We start from the raw sequence: 24,256 nt of genomic DNA, 5'->3' as shown, positions 1-24,256 counted from the left end.
TGGGATCTGGGATTCAGCAAGATCTTGGTCGGCCAGAAGACCGAAGGGCGTGATGGTATCCCGCCCCTGAACAGCGAAAAGGGCCGCCCCCCGGAAGGAGACGGCCCTTTGGTCGAAGACCTGCGTCAGTCGCCGTTGCCCGGCGTCGGCGTCGTCTTCTGGATCTGCATCAGGAACTCGGCGTTCGACTTCGTCTGCTTCATCTTGTCGAGAAGCAGCTCGACCGCCTGCTGCTGGTCGAGGGCGTGCAGCACCCGGCGCAGCTTCCAGACGATGCCCAGCTCGTCGGGGGCCAGCAGGATCTCTTCCTTACGGGTGCCGGACGCGTCCACGTCCACCGCCGGGAAGATGCGCTTGTCGGCGAGCTTGCGGTCGAGCTTCAGCTCCGCGTTGCCCGTCCCCTTGAACTCCTCGAAGATCACCTCGTCCATGCGGGACCCGGTGTCGACGAGCGCGGTCGCCAGGATGGTGAGCGAGCCACCGTCCTCGATGTTGCGCGCGGCGCCGAAGAAGCGCTTCGGGGGGTACAGGGCCGTCGAGTCGACACCACCGGACAGGATGCGGCCGGAGGCCGGGGCGGCGAGGTTGTACGCACGGCCCAGACGCGTGATGGAGTCGAGCAGTACGACGACGTCGTGGCCCAGTTCCACCAGGCGCTTGGCACGCTCGATGGCCAGCTCGGCGACCGTGGTGTGGTCCTCGGCCGGGCGGTCGAAGGTCGAGGAGATGACCTCGCCCTTGACCGACCGCTGCATGTCGGTGACCTCTTCCGGACGCTCGTCGACCAGGACGACCATCAGGTGGCACTCGGGGTTGTTGTGGGTGATCGCGTTGGCGATCGCCTGCATGATCATGGTCTTGCCGGTCTTCGGCGGGGCCACGATCAGACCGCGCTGGCCCTTACCGATCGGCGACACGAGGTCGATGATGCGGGTGGTGAGGACGCCCGGGTCCGTCTCCAGACGGAGGCGGTCCTGCGGGTACAGCGGGGTGAGCTTGTTGAACTCCGGGCGGCCACGGCCGTGTTCGGGCGCCATGCCGTTGACGGAGTCGAGACGCACGAGCGCGTTGAACTTCTCCCGGCGCTCGCCGTCCTTCGGCTGACGGACCGCGCCGGTGACGTGGTCGCCCTTGCGCAGGCCGTTCTTGCGGACCTGGGCGAGGGAGACGTACACGTCGTTGGGACCCGGCAGGTAGCCCGACGTACGGATGAAGGCGTAGTTGTCGAGGATGTCCAGGATGCCCGCGACGGGGATCAGGACGTCGTCGTCGGCGACCTGCGGCTCGGCGGTGCCGATCTCGTCACGGCCACGACGGCCGCGGCGGTCCCGGTAGCGGCCGCGGCGGCCGCGGCGGCCGCCCTCGAAGTCGTCGTCGTCCTGGGGGCCGTTGTCCCGCTGGCGGTCCTGGCGGTCCGGACGGTCCTGACGGTCCTGGCGGCCACCGCTCTGCTGGCCCTGCTGCTGGCGCTGACCGCCCTGGCCCTGCTGGTCGTCGCCCTTGCCACGGCGGTCGCGGTCACGGTCGCGGCCGCGCTCACGGCGGTCGCGGCGGCGGCCCTCGGCGCCGTCGGCGTCGCTCCGGGCGTCGCCCTGCGGCTGGGCCTGCTCGGTCTGCGTGGCGACGGCGGTCTCGGCCTTGGAGGCGCTCCTGGCCTCCGCCGTGACGGTCTCGGGGCTGCCCGCGTCGGCGGTCGCGCGGCGACGACGGCGCTCGACGGGGGCGTCGTTCCCTCCGGCCGGCTGGCCGGGGATCTCGATCTGCTGCTGGGCCACGGCCTTCTCGGCGGGAGCCTCGGCCGGGACGGCGTCCGCCTTCTTCTCGACGGCGTCATCGCCCGTGCGGGCCTTGGAGGTGGCACGGCGCCTGGGCTTGGTCTCGGAGGCGTCGCCGGCGGGGGACGTCGCGGCCTTCGCGGCCGGCGCGCCTGCCCCGGAGGGGGCACCCCCACCCGACTGTGCCTCCTTGATGACCTCGATCAGCTGGCTCTTGCGCATACGCGCGGTGCCCCTGATACCGAGGCCGGATGCGACCTGCTGCAACTCTGCCAGCACCATGCCCTCGAGGCCGGTACCGCGGCGCCGCCGGGAGCCGGCACCGGCGGCAGGCGCGGAGGCGTCCGTGGAGGGCGCGGCAGCGGTCTCCTCGACACGTGCGCCCATCAGATCGGTGGTGTCGCTCACGAAGGGTCCTTCCCTGGAGCGGACGTCGGCCTGTCTGGCTCGGCGACCGGTTGTGCTGTCCGGCTTCGGCCTTGCTGTGGCGAAGCCGGGGCGGTGGTCCGCCAAAGCGGCGGAAGAGATTTCTGGTGATGGCGCTTCCGCGACGATCCGTGACACCCAGTGTCACGTGGCGTGGTCGCACCGATTCCGGAGCGTGCCCGTCAAACCGCTCAGCATCGCTGCACGGCGTACTGCCCAGGTACGACGTACGGAACGCAGTGCGGCGTGGGGAGCTCCCGGAAGAATGTCTGTCCCGGAGGGGGACATGAAGCACCTCGCCATGGTGAGGTCGGGTGCAGACTTGAGATTAACACTACCGGATCCAACAAACATTCCCCCTCTCGAAATCCGGCAACCGTGTGCTTTCACAAGTCGCCGGAGGGCGCGAGCGGCAGCACGCTGGCCCCCTTGAGGTCCAGGCTCAGCCGGTTGGCGGCCCATTCCGCACCGGCCAGTTGCTCGACCTTGTCGGCCGACTCCGCGTCGGCCAGGGCCATCACGGTGGGTCCGGCCCCGGAGATCACCGCGGGGACCCCGTCGGCGCGCAGCCGCTCCACCAGCGCGGCGCTCTCCGGCATCGCGGGAGCGCGGTATTCCTGGTGGAGACGGTCCTCGGTGGCGGGCAGCAGCAGCTCGGGGCGCCTGGTCAGGGCCTCCACGAGCAGGGCGGCCCGGCCCGCGTTGGTGGCGGCGTCGACATGCGGCACCGTGCGCGGGAGCAGTCCGCGCGCCGTCTCCGTCAGGACCGGCTTCCCGGGCACGAAAACCACCGGAACGATGGAATCGGAAGGCTCCATCCTGATCGCCCGTGCGGCGCCCGCCTCCATCCAGGAGAGCGTGAAACCGCCGAGCAGACAGGCCGCGACGTTGTCGGGGTGCCCCTCGATCTCGGTCGCCAGCTCGAGCAGGGCGGCATCGTCGAGGCGGGCCTCGCCACCTATGGTCACCGCGCGCGCGGCGACGATCCCGGCGCAGATGGCGGCGGAGGAGGAGCCGAGGCCGCGACCGTGCGGGATGCGGTTGGCGCAGACGATCTCAAGGCCGCGCGGCTGGCCGCCCAGGACGTCGAAGGCGGTGCGCAGGGAGCGGACGAGGAGGTGTTTCTCGTCGCGCGGCAGCGTCTCGCTGCCCTCACCCGCGATGTCGATGTGCAGCCCTGAGTCGGCCACCCGGACGACGACGTCGTCGTAGAGCCCCAGCGCGAGGCCCAGGGCGTCGAAGCCCGGACCGAGATTGGCGCTGGTGGCGGGGACGCGCACCCGGACGGCGGCGGCGCGGAACGCTGGACCGGCCATCGCTCGTTGACTCTCCTTGAGCTGCGTGATGGTCGAATGACATTCGATGACGTACGAAGACCCTCGGGCCGCTGAAGACGCCCCGGCGCGCATGCCCGCGCGAGATGCGCGGGCATATGCGGTAGGTGGGTTCGGTACAGCCTATCGAAGGAAGGTTCTGCCGCGACATAGGGCGCACAGGAGGCGCACGATGCGTGTCGCGAGCCCCCTGTGCACCCCCGACGGGGGTGGCCCTCTGTGCGGCGACTTCCCCAGGTGAGGTCCCCTGCGCCTGCCCCCCCGGCAGACGTCCGGAGGGGCGCCTACGTCTTCGGGGGGCGCCCCGGCCTCCTGGGAGGGCCGCTCACGCGAGCCCGAGGCGCTCTAACCCGGCCGCGGTCACCGCCGCGGTCCGCTCACGCGAGCCCCAGGCGCTCTGCCGCGGTCACCGCGTCGACGGGGACGGTCACCGGCTGAGGCGCGCCGGCCACGGCCCAGTCGGGGTCCTTCAGACCGTTGCCCGTGACGGTGCACACGATCGTCTGGCCGGGGTCGACCCGGCCCTGCTCCGCGGCCTTCAGCAGACCGGCCACGGACGCGGCGGACGCGGGCTCCACGAAGACGCCCTCCTGCGCGGCCAACAGCCGGTACGCGCGCAGGATCTCACGGTCCGTCACCTCGTCGATGAATCCACCGGACTCGTCCCGCGCGGCGAGCGCGTACTGCCAGGACGCGGGGTTGCCGATGCGGATCGCGGTGGCGATCGTCGACGGGTCCTTGACGACCTCGCCGCGCACGATCGGCGCACTGCCGGAGGCCTGGAAGCCCCACATGCGCGGGGTCCGCCGCGCGATCCCGTCGGCGGCGTACTCCTTGTAGCCCTTCCAGTACGCCGTGATGTTGCCCGCGTTGCCGACCGGCAGGACGTGGACGTCGGGGGCGTCCCCGAGCATGTCCACGATTTCGAAGGCGGCCGTCTTCTGGCCCTCGATACGCACCGGATTGACCGAATTGACCAACGCGACCGGGTAGTTGTCGCTCAGCGAGCGGGCCAGCGTGAGGCAGTCGTCGAAGTTGCCGTCCACCTGGAGGATCTTCGCGCCGTGGACGAGGGCCTGCCCCATCTTGCCGAGCGCGATCTTGCCCTGGGGGACGAGGACCGCGCAGACCATGCCCGCCCGCACGGCGTACGCGGCGGCGCTCGCCGACGTGTTGCCGGTGGAGGCGCAGATGACCGCCTTGGCGCCCTCCTCCTTCGCACGGGTGATCGCCATGGTCATTCCGCGGTCCTTGAAGGATCCGGTGGGGTTCGCGCCCTCGACCTTGAGGTGGACCTCGCAGCCGGTGCGCTCGGAGAGCACCTGCGCGGGCACGAGGGGCGTGCCGCCCTCGCGGAGCGTCACGACCGGCGTGCTGTCGGAAACCGGCAGCCGGTCCCGGTACTCCTCGATGATTCCGCGCCACTGGTGGGTCATTGCTGGTTACTCTCCTTCAACCCGCATGATGCTGGCGACACCCCGCACGGTGTCGAGCTTGCGCAGCGCCTCGACGGTCCCGGTGAGGGAGGCGTCGGACGCGCGGTGGGTGACGACGACGAGGGAGGCCTCGCCGTCCTTTCCCTGCTGCCGAACCGTATCGATGGACACCCCGTGCTCAGCGAACACGGTGGCCACCTGCGCCAGAACGCCCGGTTTGTCGGCGACGTCGAGGCTGATGTGGTACCGGGTGACGACGTCACCCATCGGCGACACCGGCAGGGCGGCGTACGCCGACTCGCCGGGCCCCGTCGCCCCGCTGAGCCGGTTGCGGCATACGGCGACGAGGTCGCCGAGCACGGCGGAGGCGGTGGGTGCACCGCCGGCGCCGGGGCCGTAGAACATGAGCTGACCGGCCGCGTCCGACTCGACGAACACGGCGTTGTAGGCGCCGCGCACGGAGGAGAGCGGGTGGGTCAACGGAATCATCGCCGGGTGCACGCGCGCGGTGACGGATCCGCCGTCGGCGGCCCGCTCGCAGATGGCGAGCAGCTTGATGGTGCAGCCCATCTCCTTGGCGGAGGCGAAGTCGGCGGCCGTCACCTCGGCCATGCCCTCGCGGTAGACGTCGTCGAGGCGCACGCGTGTGTGGAAGGCGATCCCGGCGAGGATGGCGGCCTTGGCGGCGGCGTCGAAGCCCTCCACGTCGGCGGTCGGGTCGGCCTCGGCGTACCCCAGGGCGGTGGCCTCGTCGAGGGCCTCCTGGTAGCCGGCCCCGGTGGAGTCCATCTTGTCGAGGATGAAGTTGGTCGTCCCGTTGACGATGCCCATGACGCGGTTGATCTTGTCGCCGGCGAGGGACTCGCGCAGCGGGCGGATCAGCGGGATGGCGCCGGCGACGGCGGCCTCGTAGTAGAGGTCCTCGCCGTGTGCGTCGGCAGCGGCGTGCAGGGCGGCGCCGTCCTGGGCGAGCAGCGCCTTGTTGGCGGAGACGACGGACGCGCCGTACTCGAACGCGGTGGTGATGAGGGTGCGGGCCGGCTCGATACCGCCGATGACCTCGACGACGACGTCGATGTCACCGCGTTTGACCAGCGCGGTGGCGTCGGTGGTCACCAGTGCCGGGTCGATGCCCTCGCGCACCCTGGAGGGCCGCCGCACGGCCACCCCCGCCAGCTCCACCGGGGCCCCGATCCTGGCGGCGAGGTCGTCGGCGTGCGTCGTCATGATGCGCGCCACCTCTGAGCCGACCACTCCACAGCCCAGCAGCGCCACCTTCAGCGGACGCGTACGCATCATCCGACCTCGTTTCCTCTTACCGTCTACGGTTCGACCAGTCTCACTCACCGGACCGGGGTTTCTGTCCCTGGTCCGGATCGTGAGACATCTATTTCATTTTTCCGGGGCGGCGGACAGGAGATCTTCCACCCGGCCGGGCTGTGCCTATCCGACGTCGAGCCGCAGGAGGTCCTCCTCCGTCTCGCGCCGGACGATGACGCGGGCCTCACCCTCACGCACGGCGACGACCGGCGGCCGTAGCACGTGGTTGTAGTTGCTGGCCATGGACCGGCAGTACGCACCCGTGGCGGGGACCGCGATCAGGTCACCCGGTGCCAGGTCGGACGGCAGGAACGCGTCCTTGACCACGATGTCCCCGCTCTCGCAGTGCTTGCCCACGACACGCGCGAGCATCGGCTCGGCGTCGGAGACGCGGGAGACGAGCGCCACGCTGTACTCGGCGTCGTACAGCGCGGTGCGGATGTTGTCCGACATGCCGCCGTCGACGGAGACGTACGTCCGCAACCCGTCGAGCGGCTTGACGGTGCCGACCTCGTACAGCGTGAAGGCCGTGGGTCCGACGATGGCACGGCCGGGCTCGACGGAGATACGGGGCGTGCGGAGCCTGGCCGACTCACACTCGCGGGTGACGATCTCGGTCAACGCCTTGGCGATCTCGTGCGGCTCGCGCGGATCGTCGTCACTCGTGTACGCGATGCCGAGCCCGCCGCCGAGGTCGATCTCGGGCAGCTCGACGCCGTGCTCGTCGCGGATGTCCCTGAGCAGCCCGACGACCCGGTGCGCGGCGACCTCGAAGCCGGACATGTCGAAGATCTGCGACCCGATGTGCGAGTGGATCCCGATCAGCTCGAGGCCGTCGAGCTGGAGGGCCCGCCGCACGGCCTCCGCCGCCTGTCCCCCGGCCAGCGGGATCCCGAACTTCTGGTCCTCGTGGGCGGTGGCGATGAACTCGTGCGTGTGCGCCTCGACGCCGACGGTGATACGGATCTGCACGCGCTGCCGCTTGCCGAGGGACTGGGCGATGTGCGCGACGCGGACGATCTCCTGGAAGGAGTCGAGGACGATCCGGCCGACACCGGCGCCGACGGCCCTCTCGATCTCCTCCGTGGACTTGTTGTTGCCGTGGAAGGCGATGCGGTCGGCGGGCATGCCGGCGGAGAGCGCGGTGGTCAGCTCGCCGCCGGAGCAGACGTCGAGGTTGAGTCCCTCCTCGTGAAGCCAGCGCACGACCGCGCGCGACAGAAACGCCTTTCCGGCGTAGAAGACGTCGGCGTCGGTCCCGAAGGCGGTACGCCAGGCGCGGGCCCGGTCCCGGAAGTCGTCCTCGTCGAGGACGTAGGCGGGGGTGCCGTACTCCTCGGCGAGCGTCTTCACGTCGATCCCGCCGACGGTGACGACCCCGAGGGCGTCACGGGTGACGGTCCGCGACCACACCTTGGGGTCGAGGGAGTTGAGGTCGGCAGGCGGCCCCGAGTAGTGCCCCTCGGGCAGGACATCGGCGTGACGGGGCCCGGCGGGGTGTGCGGAACGGCTCATCGTGGGCGTGCTCTCTCAGAGGTGATCGGGTGCGTCGATGCCGAGCAGGGACAGGCCACCGGCCAGCACCGTCCCGGCGGCTTCGGCGAGGGCGAGCCGGGACCGGTGGGCGGCCGAGGGTTTCTCGTCCCCACGGGGCAGAACGGCGGGCAGGTGAGTGAGCGTCGCGTCGGCGAGGGCGAGGAGGTGACGGGTGAGGCGGGAGGGGGCGGCGTGGGCGTCGGGGTGGGGAAGCGCGTCGGCCGTGGTGAGGATGCGGGGGTAGTCCGCGAGGAGGGCCGACAGGTCCGCGGCGTCCCCCGCCGCGTCCATGGGCGTCTCCGGCCCGGTGGCGGTGAAGCCCAGGTCGGCGGCGTTGCGGCTGACGGCGCGGGTGCGGGCGTGGGCGTAACGGACCCGGAAGAGGGGGTTGCTCGCGCGCTGGACCAGGTGATCGGCGGTGATGCGGGGACGGTCGTGCGGGGCGGGGTGCAGCAGGGCCCAGCGGGCGGCGTCCGGGCCGAGGGGAGCGGGGTCCTCCGGCGCCGGAACGGGCCGCAGGTTCACCCCCGCGCCGTGCGCGATCTCGACCCGCCCGCCCTGCGAGCCGACGATCCGCGCGAGCACGTCGGCCAGAACCTCGGCACGCACCTCGTACGGGACGCACAGCGCGAACACCTGACCGGCGAGCGCGTCGCCATGGCCGTAGCGCGTCCCCTCGCGCAGGATCCGCCGGACCAGGGCGTTGGACGTGACGGCCCGGTCGAGACTGATGTTGAGGAACCCCGGCCCGGTGATCTCCACGTCCGTGACGCCGGCGGCGCGGGCGAGGTACGGCCGGAGCAGCGCGGCGACCCGCAACGGGGGCTCCCCGGCGGGGCGGGCGAGCTGGAGGGCGACGTTGGTGGCGTAGTCCCCGCACCCCCCCGGCCCGGGCGGCCCGACAACCACCCGCGAGGGAACGACCACCCTCAGCTCCCCGTCATCGACGGCAGACCGCACCGCGTGCAGCACGGTGCGGGACAACTCGACGGGGGTCACGGGACAAGCCTAGGGGAGGAGGGGGGTGGGTACGCGATCCGGTTCGAGGTGTCCGGGATGTGGACGGGTAAGGGGGAAGGGGGTGGGTCAGTCGGTGACCCTTTTCGGTGACCGTCCGGGGCCTCTTCGGGCGACGGGTCGGCGGCCTCAGTCGGCGACGGGCTCGGCCATGGGGCTGCCGCCGGTGGCGTGCTCGGGACCGCTTGCGTGTGCGTGCCCGCTTCTGTGCCCGTGCTCGTGTTCGTTGCGGATGCCGATGAGCCCGTGCTCGGAACCGCTTGCGTGCCCGTGCTCGCTTCCGAGCCCGTGTTCGTGCTCGTTGCGCATGCCGACGCCTTCGCCTGCGTGGCTGAGGGCGAGTTCGTGGCTCACGGTGCGGGCGGTACCGGGGCTTGTGCCGCGGGCGGGAGCAGGGCCGGTACCCAGAGCGAGATCGGGGACCGTACCGAGAGCGAGACCAGGGCCGGTATCGGAAGTGAAACCGGGGCCCGCACCAAGGGAGGCCCCGAGCCGTACGACTCCCCCCTCGACTTTCGCAGGGCCTCCAGGGAGATCACCACCGGCCCTCTTCTCCCCCCCGCCACTACCACCACGGCCACTGCCGCCTGTCCCCTCTCCCCGATTCCCCTCGAGCAGCCTGCGGACGAGGCTGACGAGGTCCGCGGGATCGAAGGGCTTGGCGAGGAAGGCGTCGACGCCCGCTCCGAGGCCTGTTTCCACCTCGTAGGGCGTACAGGCGCTGATGATGGCGAGGGGAAGGTCACGGGTGCGGGGATCGGCACGCAGTCGCGCGGCGGTCCGGAGACCGTCCAGCCGCGGCATGACGACATCGAGGGTCACGAGATCCGGCCGTACCTGATGCACGACATCCAGACACTCGGCACCATCGGACGCGGTCACGACCTCGAGGCCCTCCAGCTCGAGATTGACCCTGATCAGCTGCCGGATGACCTTGTTGTCGTCCACAACAAGCACCCGTCCCGAAGCGCCTGACACAACTCGAGAGTAGGTCCGCACCGACCACCGCGTCCGGGTTTTCCCCACTTCCACCCCCTGCGGGACCCCCACCCCTCCTTGACCCCCGCAAACCCGTTCCTGATCACCCCGAGGGAGCTGGTAGTGTTCTGTCCGTCGCCGCGAGCAACGCGACCGACACGCCCCCGTAGCTCAGGGGATAGAGCAACGGCCTCCGGAGCCGTGTGCGCAGGTTCGAATCCTGCCGGGGGCACCCTCATGAGGTGCCCAAAGACCCCGTCACCAGCGGAAACGCTGAGGCCGGGGTCTTGGCGTATGTGCAGGCGTGTGCCGCTCGAAGCGGCCGTATGTCGGGCGCTGTGGACTATGCGTGGACTGGCCGCGGGGCAGGAATCTGCCGGTCAAACTTCCGCTAAGCCGTGAAGAGCTACACGCCAGGCGGATCGGCTGCTTCTTGCTCTACCTCGAAGGCGATCAGAGCATGCTCCATCTCGTCCTGAGCCCCTTCCATGAACTCATCAAGAGACTTGTCTGCCCGGCGCCAGTCATCCGAAGGCTTGGGTAGCCGCTTGCGGTCCAACCTGGCCTCCAGACAGTCCCGGATGTCATTGCGTCCCTCGTAATGGAGTGTGCGCATGATTGCGAGGAGTGCGACTGCGGCCTTCTGCTCCTCAGCTGCCGCACGACCCCATCGAGTGTCTCGAATGACGAAGTAGTTGCCCAGCAGGGCGGTTACGGCACCGAGAGGGCCGCCGATCAGGCCTCCAATGATCGCTTCCGACATGTCCAGAGTCTGTCAGTTCGGGGCGGCGCCCAGGAGGACGTTGCTGCATCTGCGCGCTGCACTCGGGGCATGGCTAGGCACCTGTGCCCTGGTTCCGCCGGCGCCTCCTATTCAATGCAAAGAAGCCCAACCTACTCACGCGAGTAGGTTGGGCTCAGGTGCTCCGATGCCTCAGCCTTCCAGAGTGTCGTCCAGCAACTCAGCGATCCGACGATTGGCGACATCCTGTCGGCCGTCGAGGCACTTGGCGTACCGGCTCAGCAGCACCTCGACGCTGTTGCCCGCCCGTTCGGCAACCTCGGTGGGGTTTACGCCGGCGTTGAGCCAGGAGGAGAGCGCCGCGTGCCGCAGGTCGCACGGCCGAGCGGCGAGCGGAGAGACCACCTGCTCAGGGGTGAGCGCCAGGTGCCGCGCCTCGTCCCAGACGGCAGTACGTCGTCGAGGCGACCACTCCCCCACGCTCATTGGAGAACAGCCGGCCGTCCTTGGCCGTACCGAATTCTTCGATGTGGGTTCGGAGCATGCGCACGAGGCGCGGCGGAATCGGAACGACGCGGGTCTCATGCGCAGGGCGGTTCTTGAGCCCGCGGTTGTCGTGCACCTCCCCGTTCCGGTCCAACGCTTACCGACGGTGGGACGGCTCTTCTCCAAGATCAGCGAGCCCCATCCGGTGTCCGGCAGCGTGCAGTCCGGATGACGCAGGGCCACAGCCTCCGGCGGCCGCAGCCCACCGAAGTACATGCAGGCGAAGAGAGCGACGAGACGGCGCCCACGAGCCCGGCGGTACCCGCCGACGTACGAGAACCGCGGCAAGAAGTTCGGCAGCCTGCCGAGGGTTCACCACGACCCGGCGGTCCACTTCCTTGGTGACCTTCGGCAGCTTCCACTTCACGAGCGGGACCGGGTTCTCAGGAAGCTCCCCCAGCTCGACTGCGTAGGCTAAGGCGTTGAAAAGGACGGCCCGCTTGCGCCGCACCGTCTCAGCGGCGGCAGAAGTCCCGGAGAGCGTGAGTTTGAGCGAGTCGAGGACGCGGCGGGTGTCCGCCGGATTCTTGAGGGTCGACAACGGCAGCGACGCCTTGGCCACCCAGCGGAGGGCATTCGCGATGTCCACCGGCGGAGCATCCTCGTTCTCGGCTTGGACGACGAAGGCCCAGCCACGCAGAGCACGCCGCAACACATCATCTGCCGGACGGCCGGGGCGGTCACCAAGGAGCTGCGTCGTGACGAGCGTCAGCGTCTCATTCAGGCTGTCCCGAGAGTTCGGAGCCGCGTAAGACATCGTTTCCTTTGGCCGGTTGGCTCGTTGTGCTGGGCATGACGAGTCTTGCCGAGCGGCTGGTGCCGGATGAGTTGTGGGAGTTGTTCCGCAGGGTGGTGCCCGAAACGGTGGTGATACGTCCGCAGGGAGGTGGCCGCCGACGGGCCGGGGATCGTGAATGTCTGGCCGCGATCGTGTTCGTGGCCACGTCGGGATGCACGTGGCGGCAGGTGCCGCCACTGTTCGGGCCGGCCTGGCCGACGGTCTACCGGCGTTTCGCCCGCTGGAGCAAGGAACGGGTATGGGGCCGTCTGCACCGGGTCATCCTTGACGAACTCGGCGCCCGGGGAGAGCTGGACTGGTCGCGGTTCGCCATCGACTCGGTGAGTGTCCGGGCTCTCAAAGGGGGCTTTTGACCGGACCGAATCCGACCGATCGCGGCAAGAAGGGATCGAAGATCCACCTCGTCCCCGACCGGTTCCGTCTGCCCGTCGCGGTCGCCATCTCCGCGGCCAACACCCACGACAGTCTCGCTCTGCAGCCGCTCGTCGCGTCGATACCGCCGATCCGCAGCCGTCGCGGTCCCCGCCGCCGACGGCCCGACAAGCTCCACGGCGACAAGGGCTACGACTACCCCTACCTGCGGCGATGGCTCCGCTCTCGCGGCATCTCCCCTCGGATCGCCCGCCGGGGGATCGAGACCTCCCAGCGACTTGGACGCCACCGGTGGGTCGTCGAACGGACCATGTCCTGGTTGGCCGGCTGCCGTCGGCTCCACCGCCGCTACGACCGCAAGCCCGAGCACTTCCTCGCCTTCACAGCCATCGCCACCAGCCTCATCAACTACCGCCGACTCACCAAGTGAAACGACGTCTTAGGCAGCCACTTTGGGGCGAGCCTCTAAGATCATGGCCCCAACGTCGTGCTTAACGGGCAGGTCCACAGACTGCCCGCGCGCCGGAAGCTTACGGGGCCATGATCACTCGCCCCAAAGCAGCTCCAGCCCAAAGCCGCTCCGCCGACCTGTGTGGACGCTTGGCCTGCCGGGGCAACCAACCCAAGCAGCAACACAACGTAGACTCCGCAAAAGATCTGTCGCCAGCTAGCACTGGCGTGTCTTGCTCCTTCGACCATCGCTGCGGACGGATGAGGGGACAGCGCTCGCCGTGATGTCAGTGGCTCCCGCCACAATAGGTGTGCTCACGGGAAGCCCATCGAGCGTTGACGAGGTCGCTAGGATCGCAGCGCGCGACTGCTGCAGTCGCCGAGGAAGGGACAGCTGGATGCAACGATGGACGTTCGCCGACCTTTTCAGCGGCGCAGGCGGAATGAGCTATGGGTTTCATGCGCATGGCAACTTTGAGCTGGTCGGGGCCGTTGACGCCCAGCTGGGCAAGCCCAGCAGCGGCAGAGGGACGCTGGAGTGCAATGACACTTACGCAGCCAATATGCATATTCAGCCGTTCGAAGAAGACATCGCTGCACTTTCTGGATCAAAGCTTCGGTCGCTACTGGACTTGCGACTTCAGGGCCGAGAGCTCGACGTACTCAGCGCTTGCCCACCTTGCACGGGTTTGTCTCGAGCCAACCCGAAGAATCACATCGAGGACGATTCTCGAAACTCACTGATCGCAAAGACGGCAGAGTTTGTCGCAGAATTGATGCCCTCCATTTTGGTGATGGAGAACGCACGGGAGATGCTTCAGGGAAACTTCCGACATCATTTCGAGCAGCTCCGTGCAGACTTGAAGGACATGCGCTATAGCGTCCACGCCAGCACTCACATGCTCACGCGGTTCGGACTACCGCAGCAGCGTGAGCGCGCCTTGGTCATAGCTGTCCGTGAGGACAAGCAGCTCCATACCCTTGAAGAGCTGTGGGGCGATTCAACGGTGAAGCCGGAATCCATCTCCGTACGGCGGGCGATCAGCCATCTACCTCAAGTGGCGGCAGGCGAACGTCATTCAGCCGATCCCATGCATGTCTCGCCTTCAATCGGCGCAGACGCCACGCTCAGGCGCCTTCAGGCCACCCCTCGTGATGGCGGATCGTGGATCGATATGCGAGAACACCCTGACGCTGACATCGTGTTGACGCCAGCCATGAAAAGGACGATCGCCGCTGGCAAGTTCGGTTCCTACCCCGATATCTACGGGCGTTTGTGGTGGGATAGGCCTTCACCCACCATCAAGCGGGAGTGCTCACACTTCGGCAACGGAAGGTATTCGCATCCCGAACAAGACCGACTTTGCACCGTGCGCGAGCTTGGTCTTCTGTCGGGCTTTCCGGAGAACTTCATCTTCAAGGCACGGGCGGTCTCAAACATGTACCGCCACATCGGCGACGCGGTACCGCCACTCATTTCGTACCAGCTGGCACACGTTGCCGAGTGGATGTTGACAGGAACACGGCCCGAACTGGAAAGCGTCGTACTCCCTGGCACAAGCCTGCGAGCGGATGACATCGTGCCCTCGAACCAGCCGGTGCAGCTGGATCTCGTCGCAGTTTGATGCCAGCGCCGCGGAGCGCCATTCATTTAGATTGCGCTCCGCCGCCTCATTCATCCCGACTATTCCTCAGTTTCAGGAATAGTAGGCACCGTCCAACTCGCATGAGTCCAGCAGCGCTGGACCGGAAGTCGACTTAGGGTGACCTTTTCCACGCTGCCGTCGAGGACCAGCTTAAAAGCAATCCCACTGGAGTCTCCGACGAGTGCAGAGCTGCCTCCGTTCCTCGTTCGCGGCGTGAAGTCACCTTCAGTAAGATTGGCCGCGCACATCAAGAGGCTTTTCGGTATCTCTATGAGCTCATAGCGCACAAGTTCGCGCCCCACCGAAAAGGCGCGCAGTGTGGCAATTCTGTCATACTCGCCTAGGTGCGCAAGAAACCTGGGAACGCATTCACGCATAAAATCGCCGGGCGTCTCACAATCGCGAATCCAGCGAGCCTCAGAAAACTTGGAGACCACAATATTGAATTTACTTATTTTCGCCGACGCCTCAGTCTTCAGCGACCAGCGCACCCCGTCAATTGTGGCATCAGCACCTTGGAAGGTTTGCGATTTCGTTTTACTTGCCGAGACACCCGCGTATCTAGCTGCAGCAATGAAGGCGTATTCAAACGAAGCCTTCTTGAACTTCTCTTCCGATGTTGCATGGTGAATCTTCAGGCGATTCAAAAAATAGTCGCTAAATTCACTGCTAGCCAGATCAGAAGAAGGATCAACTCGGACATCACAGGGCTGCTGCAAAGCCTCGGCCATCTCCCCGAGCATTTCCAGCTGCGCACTGTCCAAGAGTTGCGCTTGCGCCACCAAACGCTCCAGCGTCACTTCAACCCCTCACGTAACACCAGTGGGGGGCCATGTGATCATCTGGCCTTGAATGCTGTCAACTAGTTCGTTCAGTCACCTACATTGGCATCCAACGGTCTCAGCCGACATTTCTGCCAATAAGTGGCCGGAACGGGTCAATTACTGCTAGGCATTGCTCCATCCTGTCTGCCGTAGCCGTGCCCGACCACAACTCCGACGACCAGCGGTGCCGACGTCTGTCACCTCGGGACTACGTCCACCACCGCAGGGCCATGGACCATTTGTGGACGGAGCGGCACCATCAGCTCCTGAGCAGGTACGCAACCAGGCCTTCTTCCCCTCACTCAAGCGGCCTCCGGAGCCGTGTGCGCAGGTTCGAATCCTGCCGAGGGCACCTTGGATGAGGTGCCCAAAGACCCCGCCATCAGCGGTTTCGCTGAGGACGGGGTCTTCACGTATGTGCAGGCGCATGCGGGCCGAAGCGGCTCTATGTCGAGGTCTGTGGACGAGGCGTGGAGGAGATCTTCGAGCGTTCTCCCAGGTGAGCCCGTAAAACGATGTGGCCCCGGACTCGGGACAGGTATGGGGGCCACATCGCAAGGGTGCCCACTCCCCCTAGTCTGCGGTGACACCCCAGTAGGCGATCTGCGCGGGCCTACCGTCGCGGTAGAGCACTGTGCAGTTCCCCTGGGCGCGGCCTGGGAAGTCCAACTGCTCGGAGTCGAGCGCGGCGTCCCACTCCTCGTAAGTGGGCCGGCCGTGAGGAGCCCACGCGCGCACCTCGTCATCGGTCAGCGGCCGCATGAACGGACCGTCATCGGTGTCCGCGGCCTCGATCATGCAAGGGAAGTCCAGCACGGAGCCCGTGCCGCCGGTGAAGATGTACTCATGCCACTCCGGGTCGCGCCACAGTTCGTCGACGGACCGCCCCTCGAAGCCGTGGTTGTCCCGCGCCAGCTCGTCTTCCTGCTCCTGCCGGAACGCGGCCGCCAGATCACGCTGATACGGGCCCGTGTGCGTCCATGCGTTGCCACCCATCCGCGTCCCCTCTCCACTCGAACTGCTTGTTCAAGAGCGGAGCGTAAGAGACGGCACTGACAGGGCACCCCGCCCCGACGACGGTCATACCGTGTAAACCACCCACAGGCCCCGCAGGGAAGGCCGGCAACTCGCTGAGACGCACCGGCTCAGGCCAGACTCCAAGCCTGGCGATGGCGAGCAACGTCGTACACGTGCTCCACCTGGTCGGCCGTGAGAACGCCTGAGAGCGGAGCGAGTGCGGACACCTGGCGCTCCTGGTACACCCGGACATCGAGCTGCGTAGCGACCACCAGCTCGGTGATACCCACGAAGACGAGCACCGGTGCAGGACACGCCAGCCGTGGCGGCCCAAGCGGTTCAACTCGGCTCCCACTCGCCGCTCCCCCGCCAATCCCTTTCGCCAGGAGTCCCATTCTGAGGATCGCCGAAGAATCCGTGAAACGACTCGCTCCATCAGCCCCGGGCCGGATTCGGCGAGCAGATCACGCAACGCCTGCCCGGGAGGGTTGACGGCCAGGTCGTCGGCCGGCGTCAGAGGCGGCAGCATCGGACGGTCCTGAACATCCGGCGCCCTGTCTGGCGGGACAGGCTCGGTGAGGTTCTGTAAGTGCTTCGTGAGCACGGCGATCACGTCGTCACGACACTCGGCCCGCAAGACCGTGATGCCCCCCGTCGTGATGTCCGCCCAACCGACCGCGGTGCCATCAGGCAGGTCGGCGTACAGACGATCATGCCCGTACCGCTTCCAGCGCGTGACGTGCAGCTCCACAACGCCCCCTCTACGCCGTCGATCTGGAGGAGCTGCGTGAGAACCCCATCACGGCTGTCCGCTGGCAGAAGCCAAAGGTGTCCATCCAGGTCGATCCGCGGGTCGTCGCCAACCCGGAGCAAGCGCGGAACCTACTGGCGGCGGTTTCCTACGTGGGCGGCTACCGGCGAGCCCGTGGTCGTCGGCTCGTGGGTCTGTTCGCCGCCATGTACTTCGGTGGCCTCCGGCCGGCGGAAGCGGTCGGCCTTGCCCAGACGGATCTGAAACCTTCCCGAGCATGGCTGGGGGTCGGCGCTGCTCCACCGGACCCGTCCGTCCGTCGGCAAGCAGTGGACCGACTCGGGGGAGCGGCCGTATGTCGGAGCCCGCGGCCAGGCCGCAGGACGTAGAACCGCAGGTAGACCCCGGAGTCGACGAGGCCCCCGGACCGAAGTCCAGGGGCGCCATCACCGAGCGGGAGTCAGTCTCACTGACTCCCGCTCTACTCGTCTCGCTCCTGCTTTGAGAGCTCGGGGTCGAAGCGCGGCCCATTCGGACCAGCCGCACGGATGTGGGCGATATCGACGTTCAATACCGGAGACCCGTCAACCATCCGCATAGTCGGCGTCTGGCACTCCGGCCAGTAGCAGTAGCGGGCGCCAGCGTCATCAGCCCGACGATCGTGGCGTTCCCGTAAGTGCGAAAACTTGCTCTGACACGGTGATCCTTCATTCGAGTGTGGAGCAGCAACGTAGCGTCCACCGCTGTCAGTTGGAGTGCCTACGTCGCTGCATCTCAGGTAGCTCATGCGACGCAGTCGAGCTCCGGTCCGTCAGGCGCCGCCAGTTCAGCCCATCGCCTGCTCGATCTTCCTGTTGTTCACCTCCTCGCTGTTGTCGATGACGGGCGTAGCGGCGGTGGACATCCTTTGGGAGTTGCCCGCGCGCCGGGCTACCTCGGCCACGGGGAGGCCAGCGCGGAGCCGGAGTGAGCACGAACGGTCGGGCTTCCTGCCACACCCGCCAGTAGCTGGAGGTGCCGAGCGGTCCCCCACGCTCGTTCGGGAACAGCCGGCGTCCGTGGCTGTTCCCGAACTCCTCCACGTCCTCCCGGAGCATCGCCACCAGTACGGGCGGGATCGGGACCGGCCTGTCCGCACCAGGCTCCCGTGACTTCAGTCCTCGCTTGTCGTGGCGCTCCCGCAAGTCGGTCCCTTGCTTGCCCGAGATTGGCCGTGTCTCCCGCAGCGTCAGCGTCGTCCCCTATTGCCCCCGGGGCTGCGTGAAGCCCTTTACGAGGCTCACGACGTACCGAGGCGGCTCAGGCAGATGGCAGTCGCTCAGCCGGAGTCCGACGAATCAGGCGGGGAGCATCGCGGCGTACAGGACGCACGCGCGCCCGGTCCTGTCACGGTCCTCACATCCGATCCTGAGGACATCGCAGCGCTGTGCGGCGGGCGTATCACAGTGATCAAGATCTGACGGCGTGCGTTGAGCGCCCGAGTCCGGATCGGGGCGCGGCAAGCAAAGGTGGCCGGGCACGGTCAGTCGTGGTTGACGTAGTCGCCGTTCACGCTGCCGCCGTAGGTGAGAGCGAACGCCCGCACCGGATCGTCCGCCGCGTCCAAACCGTGGACTTGGTCGAGCGCGTCCGTCAGGGCCTGCACCGCGGTGCGATCGCCCCAGGGGACGGACGTACTGGAGAGTGGGAAGGTACTGCCATGTCGGGACGCCGGGAGTGCTCCACGATCGTCTCCCACATAGAGGAGTCGAACGGCGGTCTCCCGTTCTGATTCGCCGTCCAGCGAGGCCGACAGCTTGGCCAGGGATCGAAGTCGGGGAGCCCCAGCGCCTAGGATCGGCCTTCCCCGGCGGGGGGCGACGTGCTGTCGCGGATCCGTAGGTCCACCGGGGTGACCGTCAGGGGTGGCGGGGCCGTCGTCGGGGCGTCGATGCGTTCCAGGAGGACGTGGAGGGCGCGGGTGCCGATGTCCGTGAAGTCCGTGCGGACGGTGGTCAGCGGGGGGAGGAAGTGGGCCGCCTCGGGGATGTCGTCGTAGCCGACCACGCTGACGTCGTCGGGGACGCGGCGGCCCGCCTCGTGCAGGGCACGCAGGACGCCCAGGGCCATCTGGTCGTTCGACACGAAGACCGCCGTGATCTGGGGCTTTCGCGCCAGTTCGCGGCCGAGGTCGTAGCCGGAGTCGGCGCTCCAGTCGCCGTGGAGGGGGGCGGGGACCGGGGCGCCGGCCGTCTTCAGGGTGGACCGCCAGCTTTCCGCCCTGCGGTCCGCCGATGTCCAGCCCCTCGGGCCCGCCACATGCCAGACGGTCGCGTGGCCGAGGGACAGCAGGTGCTCGGTGGCTTTACGGGCGCCGGTGCGGGCGTCCGAGGTGACCACGGGGGTGCCGTCGCCGAGGTCGTTGTCCAGGACCACCAGCGGGGTGTCCAGGCGGGCCTGCGCCAGCGCCTTCGCCACCCGCAGCTGCGGGGCGATCGCGATCACGCCGTCCGCGCCCTCCGCCGACAGGCGGTCCGCCGCCCGGACCACCGTGTCGCGGTCGGCGGTGTCCAGGGCGATGGAGCTGACCAGGTAACCGGCCTCCTGTGCGGCGGTGTTGATGGCGGTCAGGGTGGAGGCCGGGCCGTAGCGGGCCGCGTCGAACGAGATCACCCCGAGCATCCGGGTCCGGCCGCTGGCCAGCGAGCGGGCGCTGCGGCTGGGGCGGTAACCGAGGGTGCGCATCGCCGCGAGGACCGCCTCGCGGGTATCGGGGCGTACGGCAGGGTGGTCGTTCAGCACCCGCGAGACCGTCTGCTTGGAGACACCGGCCAGTTGCGCCACGTCGGCCATCACCGGGCGTGCGCCCGCGAAGTTGCGGCGGCTGCGGCTTCCCTTGGTCGCCGGGCCGTCGGAGGCGCCTGGGGTCATCGTGGGTGCCCTCTTCTGTCCTTCAGCCGGGTCAGGTCCGGGGGTGGAGGGGGATGCGGTAGTGCGGTACGGAGGGTGGCTCGGGTGGTGTGGTGGGGGTGGGGTGGCGGGGTGGTGTGCCGCTCCCGCCGTCCACAGGATAGGCCGGTCGGTGCCGGAGGTCCGTGGTCAGGGGCGGGAGCGGGTCGGCGGTTCCCGGGGGGTCAGCGCTCCGTCGGACCGAGGTCCGGTGTGTCGGTGAGGTGGGCTCGGGTGGCGGTGGTGGCCTGGAGTTCCAGGAGCACCAGGTCGTTGGTGCCGGGGCGCAGGACGGGGGCCGGGACGTACAGCGTGCGCTGGGGGCCCCGGTTCCAGTAGCGGCCGAGGTGGAAGCCGTTGATCCAGGCCTGGCCCTTGGTCCAGCCGGGCAGTGAGAGGAATGTGTCCGCCGGGGTCCTCACCTCGAAGGTGCCGTGGTGGAAGGCCGGTTCCGCGGAGACGGGGGTGGGGGCCGGTTCGAAGGGCAGCGGGGGCGGGACGTCCAGGGGCAGGGGGTGGCAGTCCCAGCCGTGCAGGGGTGTGCCGTCGAAGGTGACCGGTCCCAGGAGGCCCTTGGGGGTGCCGATGCGGGGGCCGTAGTTGACCCGTCCCATGTTCTCGACGAGGACGCCGAGTTCGGCTCCGGCTCGCGGCACGTGGACCGGCAGCGTCTCGTCCTGGCGCTCGCGTTCGAGTACGCCGACGGGGGCGCCGTCCACGAAGACCTGGGCGCGGTCGCCCACTCCGCCGGGGAAGTGGAGTAGGCCGAGTCCCTCGGTGGGGAGTGTCGTGCGGTACAGGACGTATCCGGCCCGCTGGCCGAGGGCGTCGGCGGAGAGCGGGTCCGTGGACGCGGGGCCGGACGTCGCGGCGGCCGTCGGAAGGAAGGGCCTGCGGTGGGTCAACTCCACGGTGGTCGGCGGGAGTTTGCGCGCCGCGGACGGGACGGGCTCGTCCGGTACCGGGGCGTGGCGGGCGATGACCTCGCGGAAGGCCTGGTACTTCGGGCCGGGGTCACCGTGCTCGGTGAGGGGGGCGTCGTAGTCGTAGGAGGTGACGGTGGGGGCGTACGTGTGGTGGTGGTTGGCGCCGTTGGTGAAGCCGAAGTTGGTTCCCCCGTGGAACATGTAGATGTTGACCGAGGCTCCCGCCGAGAGCAGTCGGTCCAGGTCGGCGGCGGCGTCGGCCGCGTCCCGGCCGTGGTGCGGGCCGCCCCAGTGGTCGAACCATCCGATCCAGAACTCGGCGCACATCAGCGGGGCTTGGGGCTGGTGCTCGCGCAGGCGCTCCAGCGAGCGGTCGACACGGCCGCCGAAGGTGCCGGTCGCGAGGACGCCGGGCAGGCTGCCCTTGGCGAGGTGTTCGGGGTCGGCCTGGTCGCAGGTGAAGAGGAGTTCCTCCACGCCGCGGGTGCGCAGGGCGGCCTCCAGGTGTTTGAGGTACGCGGTGTCGTCGCCGTAGGCCCCGTACTCGTTCTCCACCTGTACGGCGATGACCGGGCCGCCGGACGCGGCCATGTGTGGGAGGAGCGGCGGGAGGAGGAGGTCGAGGTAGCGGTCCACGGCGTCCGTGAAGCGGGGATCGCTGCTGCGCAGTCGGATGTCGGGGTCCGCGGTGAGCCAGTGGGGCAGGCCGCCGCCGTCCCACTCCGCGCAGATGTACGGGCCGGGGCGCAGCAGGACGTTCAGGCCCTCCGCTGCGGCGAGGCGCAGGAAACGGGGCAGGTCGAGAAGGCCGTCGAGGACGAGGGTGCCTGGTTCGGGCTGGTGGAGGTTCCAGGGGATGTACGTCTCCACCGTGTTCAGCCCCATCAGGCGGGCCTTGTGGAGGCGGTCGGGCCAGTGGTCCGGGTGAACCCGGAAGTAGTGGAGGGCACCGGAAATGATCCTCAGGGGGGCGCCGTTGAGGAGGAAGCCGTCGGGCGTGGTGGTCAGGGCGGACATGCGGGTTCCCTTCGGGGGGATGGGGGCGGTGACTCGCGGATGCGGTGCGTAGCGGGAGCGGTGACTGTGGGTGGGTGGTTCGGCGCGGGTGGTACGGGTGGCCGACAGGCGTCGGCGGGCCGTGGTGCGTCGGGGGTGTGGCCCTACTTCCCTGGTACGGCGCCTGCGGGCGCGACCGGCTGAGGCAGTACGGCCGCGGCAGCGCCAACGACCCGCTCCCCCGGTACGGCGACTGCGGGCGCGTCCCCACCTGTCATGCACTGCCCCCTGCCGTGCGGGTCGCCCGGATCAGCCAGCGGGTGGCTGCCAGGCAGGCCGCGGAGACCGCGGCCAGGAGGAGGGGTACGGCTCTGATGCCGGACCACTCGATGACCTTGCCCAGGGAGGGGCCCGCGGCCACACCACCGACCATCGAGGCGGCGATGACGAGAGCGCCCGCTCGGGCGGCGCCGGGGGCGGCCTGGTGCAGCCAGGGCAGGCCGGTGGGGAAGATCGGGGCGATGAAGAGGCCCACGCCGGCGTAGGCGTACGGCGCCGATGCCGGTACGGCGGCCAGGAGCAGGCAGGCGGTCATGCCGGCGCAGGAGACGGTGATGATCGTCGGGGCCGAGAAGCGCAGGGCGAGGGGGGCGACCAGGAAGCGGCCGATCGTCAACATCAGCCAGTAGACGGAGGTGGCCGTCGCGGCGACGCCCGCGCCGTGGCCGACGGTCTCCAGGTGAGTGGGTTCCCAGCCGCCCACGCCGGCCTCGATGCCGACGTGCAGGACGTACAGGGCCACGAAGACGGTCAGGATGGAGACCAGGCTGCGCGTGAGGGGTGTCGCGCCGGTGGGGGTGACGGAGGCGTCGGTGGGCTGTGGCGCCTTGTCGCGCACGCCCTTCAGGCAGAGGAGCAGGGGGAGGTTGGCCAGGGCGAAGGCCAGGAAGATCGTGGAGTGGCCGTCGGCGCCGGCCGCGCCGATCAGGGCCGGGCCGAGGATCGCGCCGATGCCGAAGTGGGCGTTGAGGATGTTCAGCATCGCGGCGGAACGGTGGCCGAAGCCCACGGCGAAGAGTTGGTTGAGGCCGTAGTCGATGCCGCCGAAGCCGAGTCCCGCCACGAGCGCGGCGGCGAGGGCCGTCGGCCAGTTCGGCGCGAGCGCGAAGCCTGCGGCGCCGGTGGCCATGAGGAGGTACGAGGCGGCGAGGATCCGCCTGTTGCCGATCCGGCCGTAGAGCCGGTCGAAGAGGAGGACGCCCGCCACGCCACCCACGAAGTGGGCGCTGAGTGCCAGTCCGGCCGTGGAGGGCGACAGGCCGAAGTCCCGGCGAAGGGCGGGGATCGCGGGGCCGTAGAGGGCCTGGAGAGCACCGATCAGGACGAAGCCGAGACAGGAGGCGGCTGTGGCTGCGGGCGTGAACACGGGGCCGGGCCCGTGGCGGGGTGGCGGGATACGCATCGTGGGCTGATCGGTCACGCGGACTCCCCAGAGGCGGTGGCTTGTGTGCGGTGACTCCGACGGGTGGTGATGTTACCGGTAACATTCGCCCATAGGTCAAGAGATTCACGGGGGCGGGGCGGGAGGTGAGAAGTCGGCCGGCATGCCCTGTTGCGGGACGCCGCCCGCGCCCGTAAACGTTTCTGCTGGTCATCGCCCGCGCGCTGTGGTCACTCATCGCAGTGAAGCCCGGCGAACTCGGCAACCCCAAGCCGGAAAAGCCTGTTGATCCGGTGTCACCGAAGATCGGCAGAGGAGTTCGTCTTGTCCCTCAGGTATGCGTCGCGCGTTGTCACTGCTCTCACGACGGTCGCGGTGGTCCTCTTATCCGGCTCCCCTCACGCGCACGCCGGAGCGGCCGGTTCCACGCCCGTCCAGACGTTCGAGTACAGCGTGGGCGGCATGACGATGAAGGTTCCTACCGGTTGCATGTTCACGCACATCATCCGTGGCAGCGGCAGGAAGATCACTTACCAGAACGCCGGCGTGGACTGTGCCTTCGTCGGTGCGCTCAGCAGCGGATTCTGCAACTGGCGTATCGACTTCACGTACGCCGACACAGGTAACCGGACCTACCGAACCTCACGCGGCAGGACGCACAGTGAGTGCAAGATCGACCCGATGCGCAGCAACTCTCCGGGGACGTTGCCCCGTTATGGCAAGGCCTGCGCCCGGCTTTTCGTCAATGGGGTTCAGCGCGCCAGTCAGTGTCACCACATCACGAAGTGAGTTCCGGCATGGTCGAGCAGCATCAGCCAGGGCGCAGCGCTTCCCGCGTAGCGCGGCGTAGGCGGATCGGGATCGTCGCCTTTCTCTGTGGCCTCGTTGCGTCCCTCGCCTTCTTCGCCTTCTTCCCGGGACTGCCGCATGTCATCGACTCGGGCGCGGTGATCGTCGCCCTTGCCGTAGGGGCCTCGGCGCGGTGGGGCTGTCTGG

16 protein-coding genes, 1 tRNA gene and 5 pseudogenes are annotated in these 24,256 nt (G+C 68.6%); 6 read left to right on the top strand and 16 right to left on the bottom strand.

From position 1 onward, the window contains the following. Positions 1–125: 125 nt before the first annotated feature. The 7 genes and pseudogenes from rho to ACZ5Y0_RS06295 form a co-directional block, all read right to left on the bottom strand. Complete coding sequence (gene rho / locus ACZ5Y0_RS06325) at positions 126–2,183, bottom strand: transcription termination factor Rho (RefSeq protein WP_469127433.1); 2,058 nt, start codon at positions 2,181–2,183, stop codon at positions 126–128. Between the two features lie 404 nt (positions 2,184–2,587). After that, complete coding sequence (thrB, locus tag ACZ5Y0_RS06320) at positions 2,588–3,517, bottom strand: homoserine kinase (protein ID WP_467510427.1); 930 nt, start codon at positions 3,515–3,517, stop codon at positions 2,588–2,590. 395 nt (positions 3,518–3,912) lie between these two features. Then, a complete protein-coding gene (thrC, locus tag ACZ5Y0_RS06315) occupies positions 3,913–4,971 on the bottom strand; it encodes a threonine synthase (RefSeq protein ID WP_469127432.1) in 1,059 nt (352 codons plus the stop codon). A gap of 6 nt (positions 4,972–4,977) precedes the next feature. Further along, positions 4,978–6,270 (bottom strand): homoserine dehydrogenase, encoded by a 1,293-nt coding sequence (locus ACZ5Y0_RS06310; RefSeq protein WP_469127431.1) that lies wholly within the window; start codon positions 6,268–6,270, stop codon positions 4,978–4,980. Between the two features lie 144 nt (positions 6,271–6,414). Then, positions 6,415–7,806 carry a diaminopimelate decarboxylase gene (lysA, locus tag ACZ5Y0_RS06305; protein ID WP_469127430.1) on the bottom strand — a complete coding sequence of 464 codons (1,392 nt, stop codon included), beginning with the start codon at positions 7,804–7,806 and terminating at the stop codon, positions 6,415–6,417. A 15-nt stretch (positions 7,807–7,821) separates the two neighbouring features. Then, positions 7,822–8,826 carry an ArgS-related anticodon-binding protein NrtL gene (gene nrtL / locus ACZ5Y0_RS06300; RefSeq protein WP_469127429.1) on the bottom strand — a complete coding sequence of 335 codons (1,005 nt, stop codon included), beginning with the start codon at positions 8,824–8,826 and terminating at the stop codon, positions 7,822–7,824. Between the two features lie 540 nt (positions 8,827–9,366). Continuing rightward, a pseudogene (locus ACZ5Y0_RS06295) lies at positions 9,367–9,870 on the bottom strand (response regulator); the annotation flags it as partial. Between the two features lie 112 nt (positions 9,871–9,982). Here ACZ5Y0_RS06295 and ACZ5Y0_RS06290 point away from each other — a divergent pair. After that, positions 9,983–10,054 (top strand) — tRNA-Arg (locus tag ACZ5Y0_RS06290). Positions 10,055–10,228: 174 nt separating this feature from the next. Here ACZ5Y0_RS06290 and ACZ5Y0_RS06285 read toward each other — a convergent pair. Continuing rightward, positions 10,229–10,585 carry a hypothetical protein gene (locus ACZ5Y0_RS06285; protein WP_469127428.1) on the bottom strand — a complete coding sequence of 119 codons (357 nt, stop codon included), beginning with the start codon at positions 10,583–10,585 and terminating at the stop codon, positions 10,229–10,231. Between the two features lie 171 nt (positions 10,586–10,756). After that, a pseudogene (locus tag ACZ5Y0_RS06280) lies at positions 10,757–11,861 on the bottom strand (tyrosine-type recombinase/integrase); the annotation flags it as partial. A 35-nt stretch (positions 11,862–11,896) separates the two neighbouring features. Between ACZ5Y0_RS06280 and ACZ5Y0_RS06275 the strand changes: the two are divergent. Both ACZ5Y0_RS06275 and ACZ5Y0_RS06270 read left to right on the top strand, forming a co-directional pair. Then, positions 11,897–12,711 (top strand): IS5 family transposase gene (locus ACZ5Y0_RS06275; RefSeq protein WP_469127523.1). Its coding sequence is split into 2 segments (ribosomal slippage): positions 11,897–12,257 and positions 12,257–12,711, totalling 816 coding nucleotides; the frame shifts between segments, so codons are not numbered across the junction. Positions 12,712–13,129: 418 nt separating this feature from the next. Continuing rightward, positions 13,130–14,356, top strand: coding sequence for a DNA cytosine methyltransferase (locus ACZ5Y0_RS06270; protein WP_469127427.1), 1,227 nt, complete (start codon positions 13,130–13,132; stop codon positions 14,354–14,356). A gap of 59 nt (positions 14,357–14,415) precedes the next feature. On the opposite strand, the gene ACZ5Y0_RS06265 is transcribed toward ACZ5Y0_RS06270, so the two are convergent. From ACZ5Y0_RS06265 to ACZ5Y0_RS06255, 3 genes and pseudogenes are all read right to left on the bottom strand, one after another. Further along, the gene (locus ACZ5Y0_RS06265; RefSeq protein ID WP_469127426.1) at positions 14,416–15,177 is read right to left on the bottom strand and encodes a hypothetical protein; all 762 of its coding nucleotides are present in this window, start codon (positions 15,175–15,177) and stop codon (positions 14,416–14,418) included. A gap of 597 nt (positions 15,178–15,774) precedes the next feature. Then, positions 15,775–16,197, bottom strand: a complete 423-nt coding sequence (locus ACZ5Y0_RS06260) for a hypothetical protein (RefSeq protein WP_469127425.1) — start codon at positions 16,195–16,197, stop codon at positions 15,775–15,777. A 149-nt stretch (positions 16,198–16,346) separates the two neighbouring features. Beyond that, positions 16,347–16,969: pseudogene (locus tag ACZ5Y0_RS06255) on the bottom strand (hypothetical protein). Positions 16,970–16,980: 11 nt separating this feature from the next. On the opposite strand from ACZ5Y0_RS06255, the pseudogene ACZ5Y0_RS06250 reads away from it, so the two are divergent. Then, positions 16,981–17,317: pseudogene (locus tag ACZ5Y0_RS06250) on the top strand (tyrosine-type recombinase/integrase); the annotation flags it as partial. A 1,025-nt stretch (positions 17,318–18,342) separates the two neighbouring features. After that, positions 18,343–18,429: pseudogene (locus ACZ5Y0_RS06245) on the top strand (DNA-binding protein); the annotation flags it as partial. A 62-nt stretch (positions 18,430–18,491) separates the two neighbouring features. Here the strand turns inward: ACZ5Y0_RS06245 and ACZ5Y0_RS06240 are convergent. From ACZ5Y0_RS06240 to ACZ5Y0_RS06225, 4 genes are all read right to left on the bottom strand, one after another. Then, on the bottom strand, positions 18,492–18,614 hold the full coding sequence (locus tag ACZ5Y0_RS06240) for a hypothetical protein (protein WP_469127424.1): 123 nt from the start codon (positions 18,612–18,614) through the stop codon (positions 18,492–18,494). 185 nt (positions 18,615–18,799) lie between these two features. Continuing rightward, positions 18,800–19,879, bottom strand: coding sequence for a LacI family DNA-binding transcriptional regulator (locus ACZ5Y0_RS06235; RefSeq protein WP_469127423.1), 1,080 nt, complete (start codon positions 19,877–19,879; stop codon positions 18,800–18,802). A gap of 203 nt (positions 19,880–20,082) precedes the next feature. Continuing rightward, positions 20,083–21,840: a glycoside hydrolase family 35 protein gene (locus tag ACZ5Y0_RS06230; protein ID WP_469127422.1), complete on the bottom strand. Its 1,758-nt coding sequence runs from the start codon at positions 21,838–21,840 to the stop codon at positions 20,083–20,085. 253 nt (positions 21,841–22,093) lie between these two features. Beyond that, positions 22,094–23,281 carry an MFS transporter gene (locus tag ACZ5Y0_RS06225; RefSeq protein WP_469127522.1) on the bottom strand — a complete coding sequence of 396 codons (1,188 nt, stop codon included), beginning with the start codon at positions 23,279–23,281 and terminating at the stop codon, positions 22,094–22,096. A 441-nt stretch (positions 23,282–23,722) separates the two neighbouring features. On the opposite strand from ACZ5Y0_RS06225, the gene ACZ5Y0_RS06220 reads away from it, so the two are divergent. Beyond that, positions 23,723–24,049, top strand: a complete 327-nt coding sequence (locus ACZ5Y0_RS06220; RefSeq protein ID WP_469127421.1) for a hypothetical protein — start codon at positions 23,723–23,725, stop codon at positions 24,047–24,049. Positions 24,050–24,256: the final 207 nt, after the last annotated feature.

The sequence above is a fragment of the Streptomyces sp. NPDC033216 genome (assembly GCF_055577115.1).
The sequence above is the reverse complement of the archived record's forward strand: the minus strand, read 5'-3'. Positions and strand labels throughout refer to the sequence as shown.

Coding starts and splice junctions, on each gene's coding strand:
- ACZ5Y0_RS06285 (WP_469127428.1), bottom strand. CDS start 10,585: ATGTCGGAAGCGATCATTGGAGGCCTGATCGGCGGCCCTCTCGGTGCC.
- lysA (WP_469127430.1), bottom strand. CDS start 7,806: ATGAGCCGTTCCGCACACCCCGCCGGGCCCCGTCACGCCGATGTCCTG.
- ACZ5Y0_RS06310 (WP_469127431.1), bottom strand. CDS start 6,270: ATGATGCGTACGCGTCCGCTGAAGGTGGCGCTGCTGGGCTGTGGAGTG.
- ACZ5Y0_RS06230 (WP_469127422.1), bottom strand. CDS start 21,840: ATGTCCGCCCTGACCACCACGCCCGACGGCTTCCTCCTCAACGGCGCC.
- ACZ5Y0_RS06260 (WP_469127425.1), bottom strand. CDS start 16,197: ATGGGTGGCAACGCATGGACGCACACGGGCCCGTATCAGCGTGATCTG.
- ACZ5Y0_RS06270 (WP_469127427.1), top strand. CDS start 13,130: ATGCAACGATGGACGTTCGCCGACCTTTTCAGCGGCGCAGGCGGAATG.
- ACZ5Y0_RS06235 (WP_469127423.1), bottom strand. CDS start 19,879: ATGACCCCAGGCGCCTCCGACGGCCCGGCGACCAAGGGAAGCCGCAGC.
- thrC (WP_469127432.1), bottom strand. CDS start 4,971: ATGACCCACCAGTGGCGCGGAATCATCGAGGAGTACCGGGACCGGCTG.
- thrB (WP_467510427.1), bottom strand. CDS start 3,517: ATGGCCGGTCCAGCGTTCCGCGCCGCCGCCGTCCGGGTGCGCGTCCCC.
- ACZ5Y0_RS06220 (WP_469127421.1), top strand. CDS start 23,723: ATGACGATGAAGGTTCCTACCGGTTGCATGTTCACGCACATCATCCGT.
- ACZ5Y0_RS06225 (WP_469127522.1), bottom strand. CDS start 23,281: ATGCGTATCCCGCCACCCCGCCACGGGCCCGGCCCCGTGTTCACGCCC.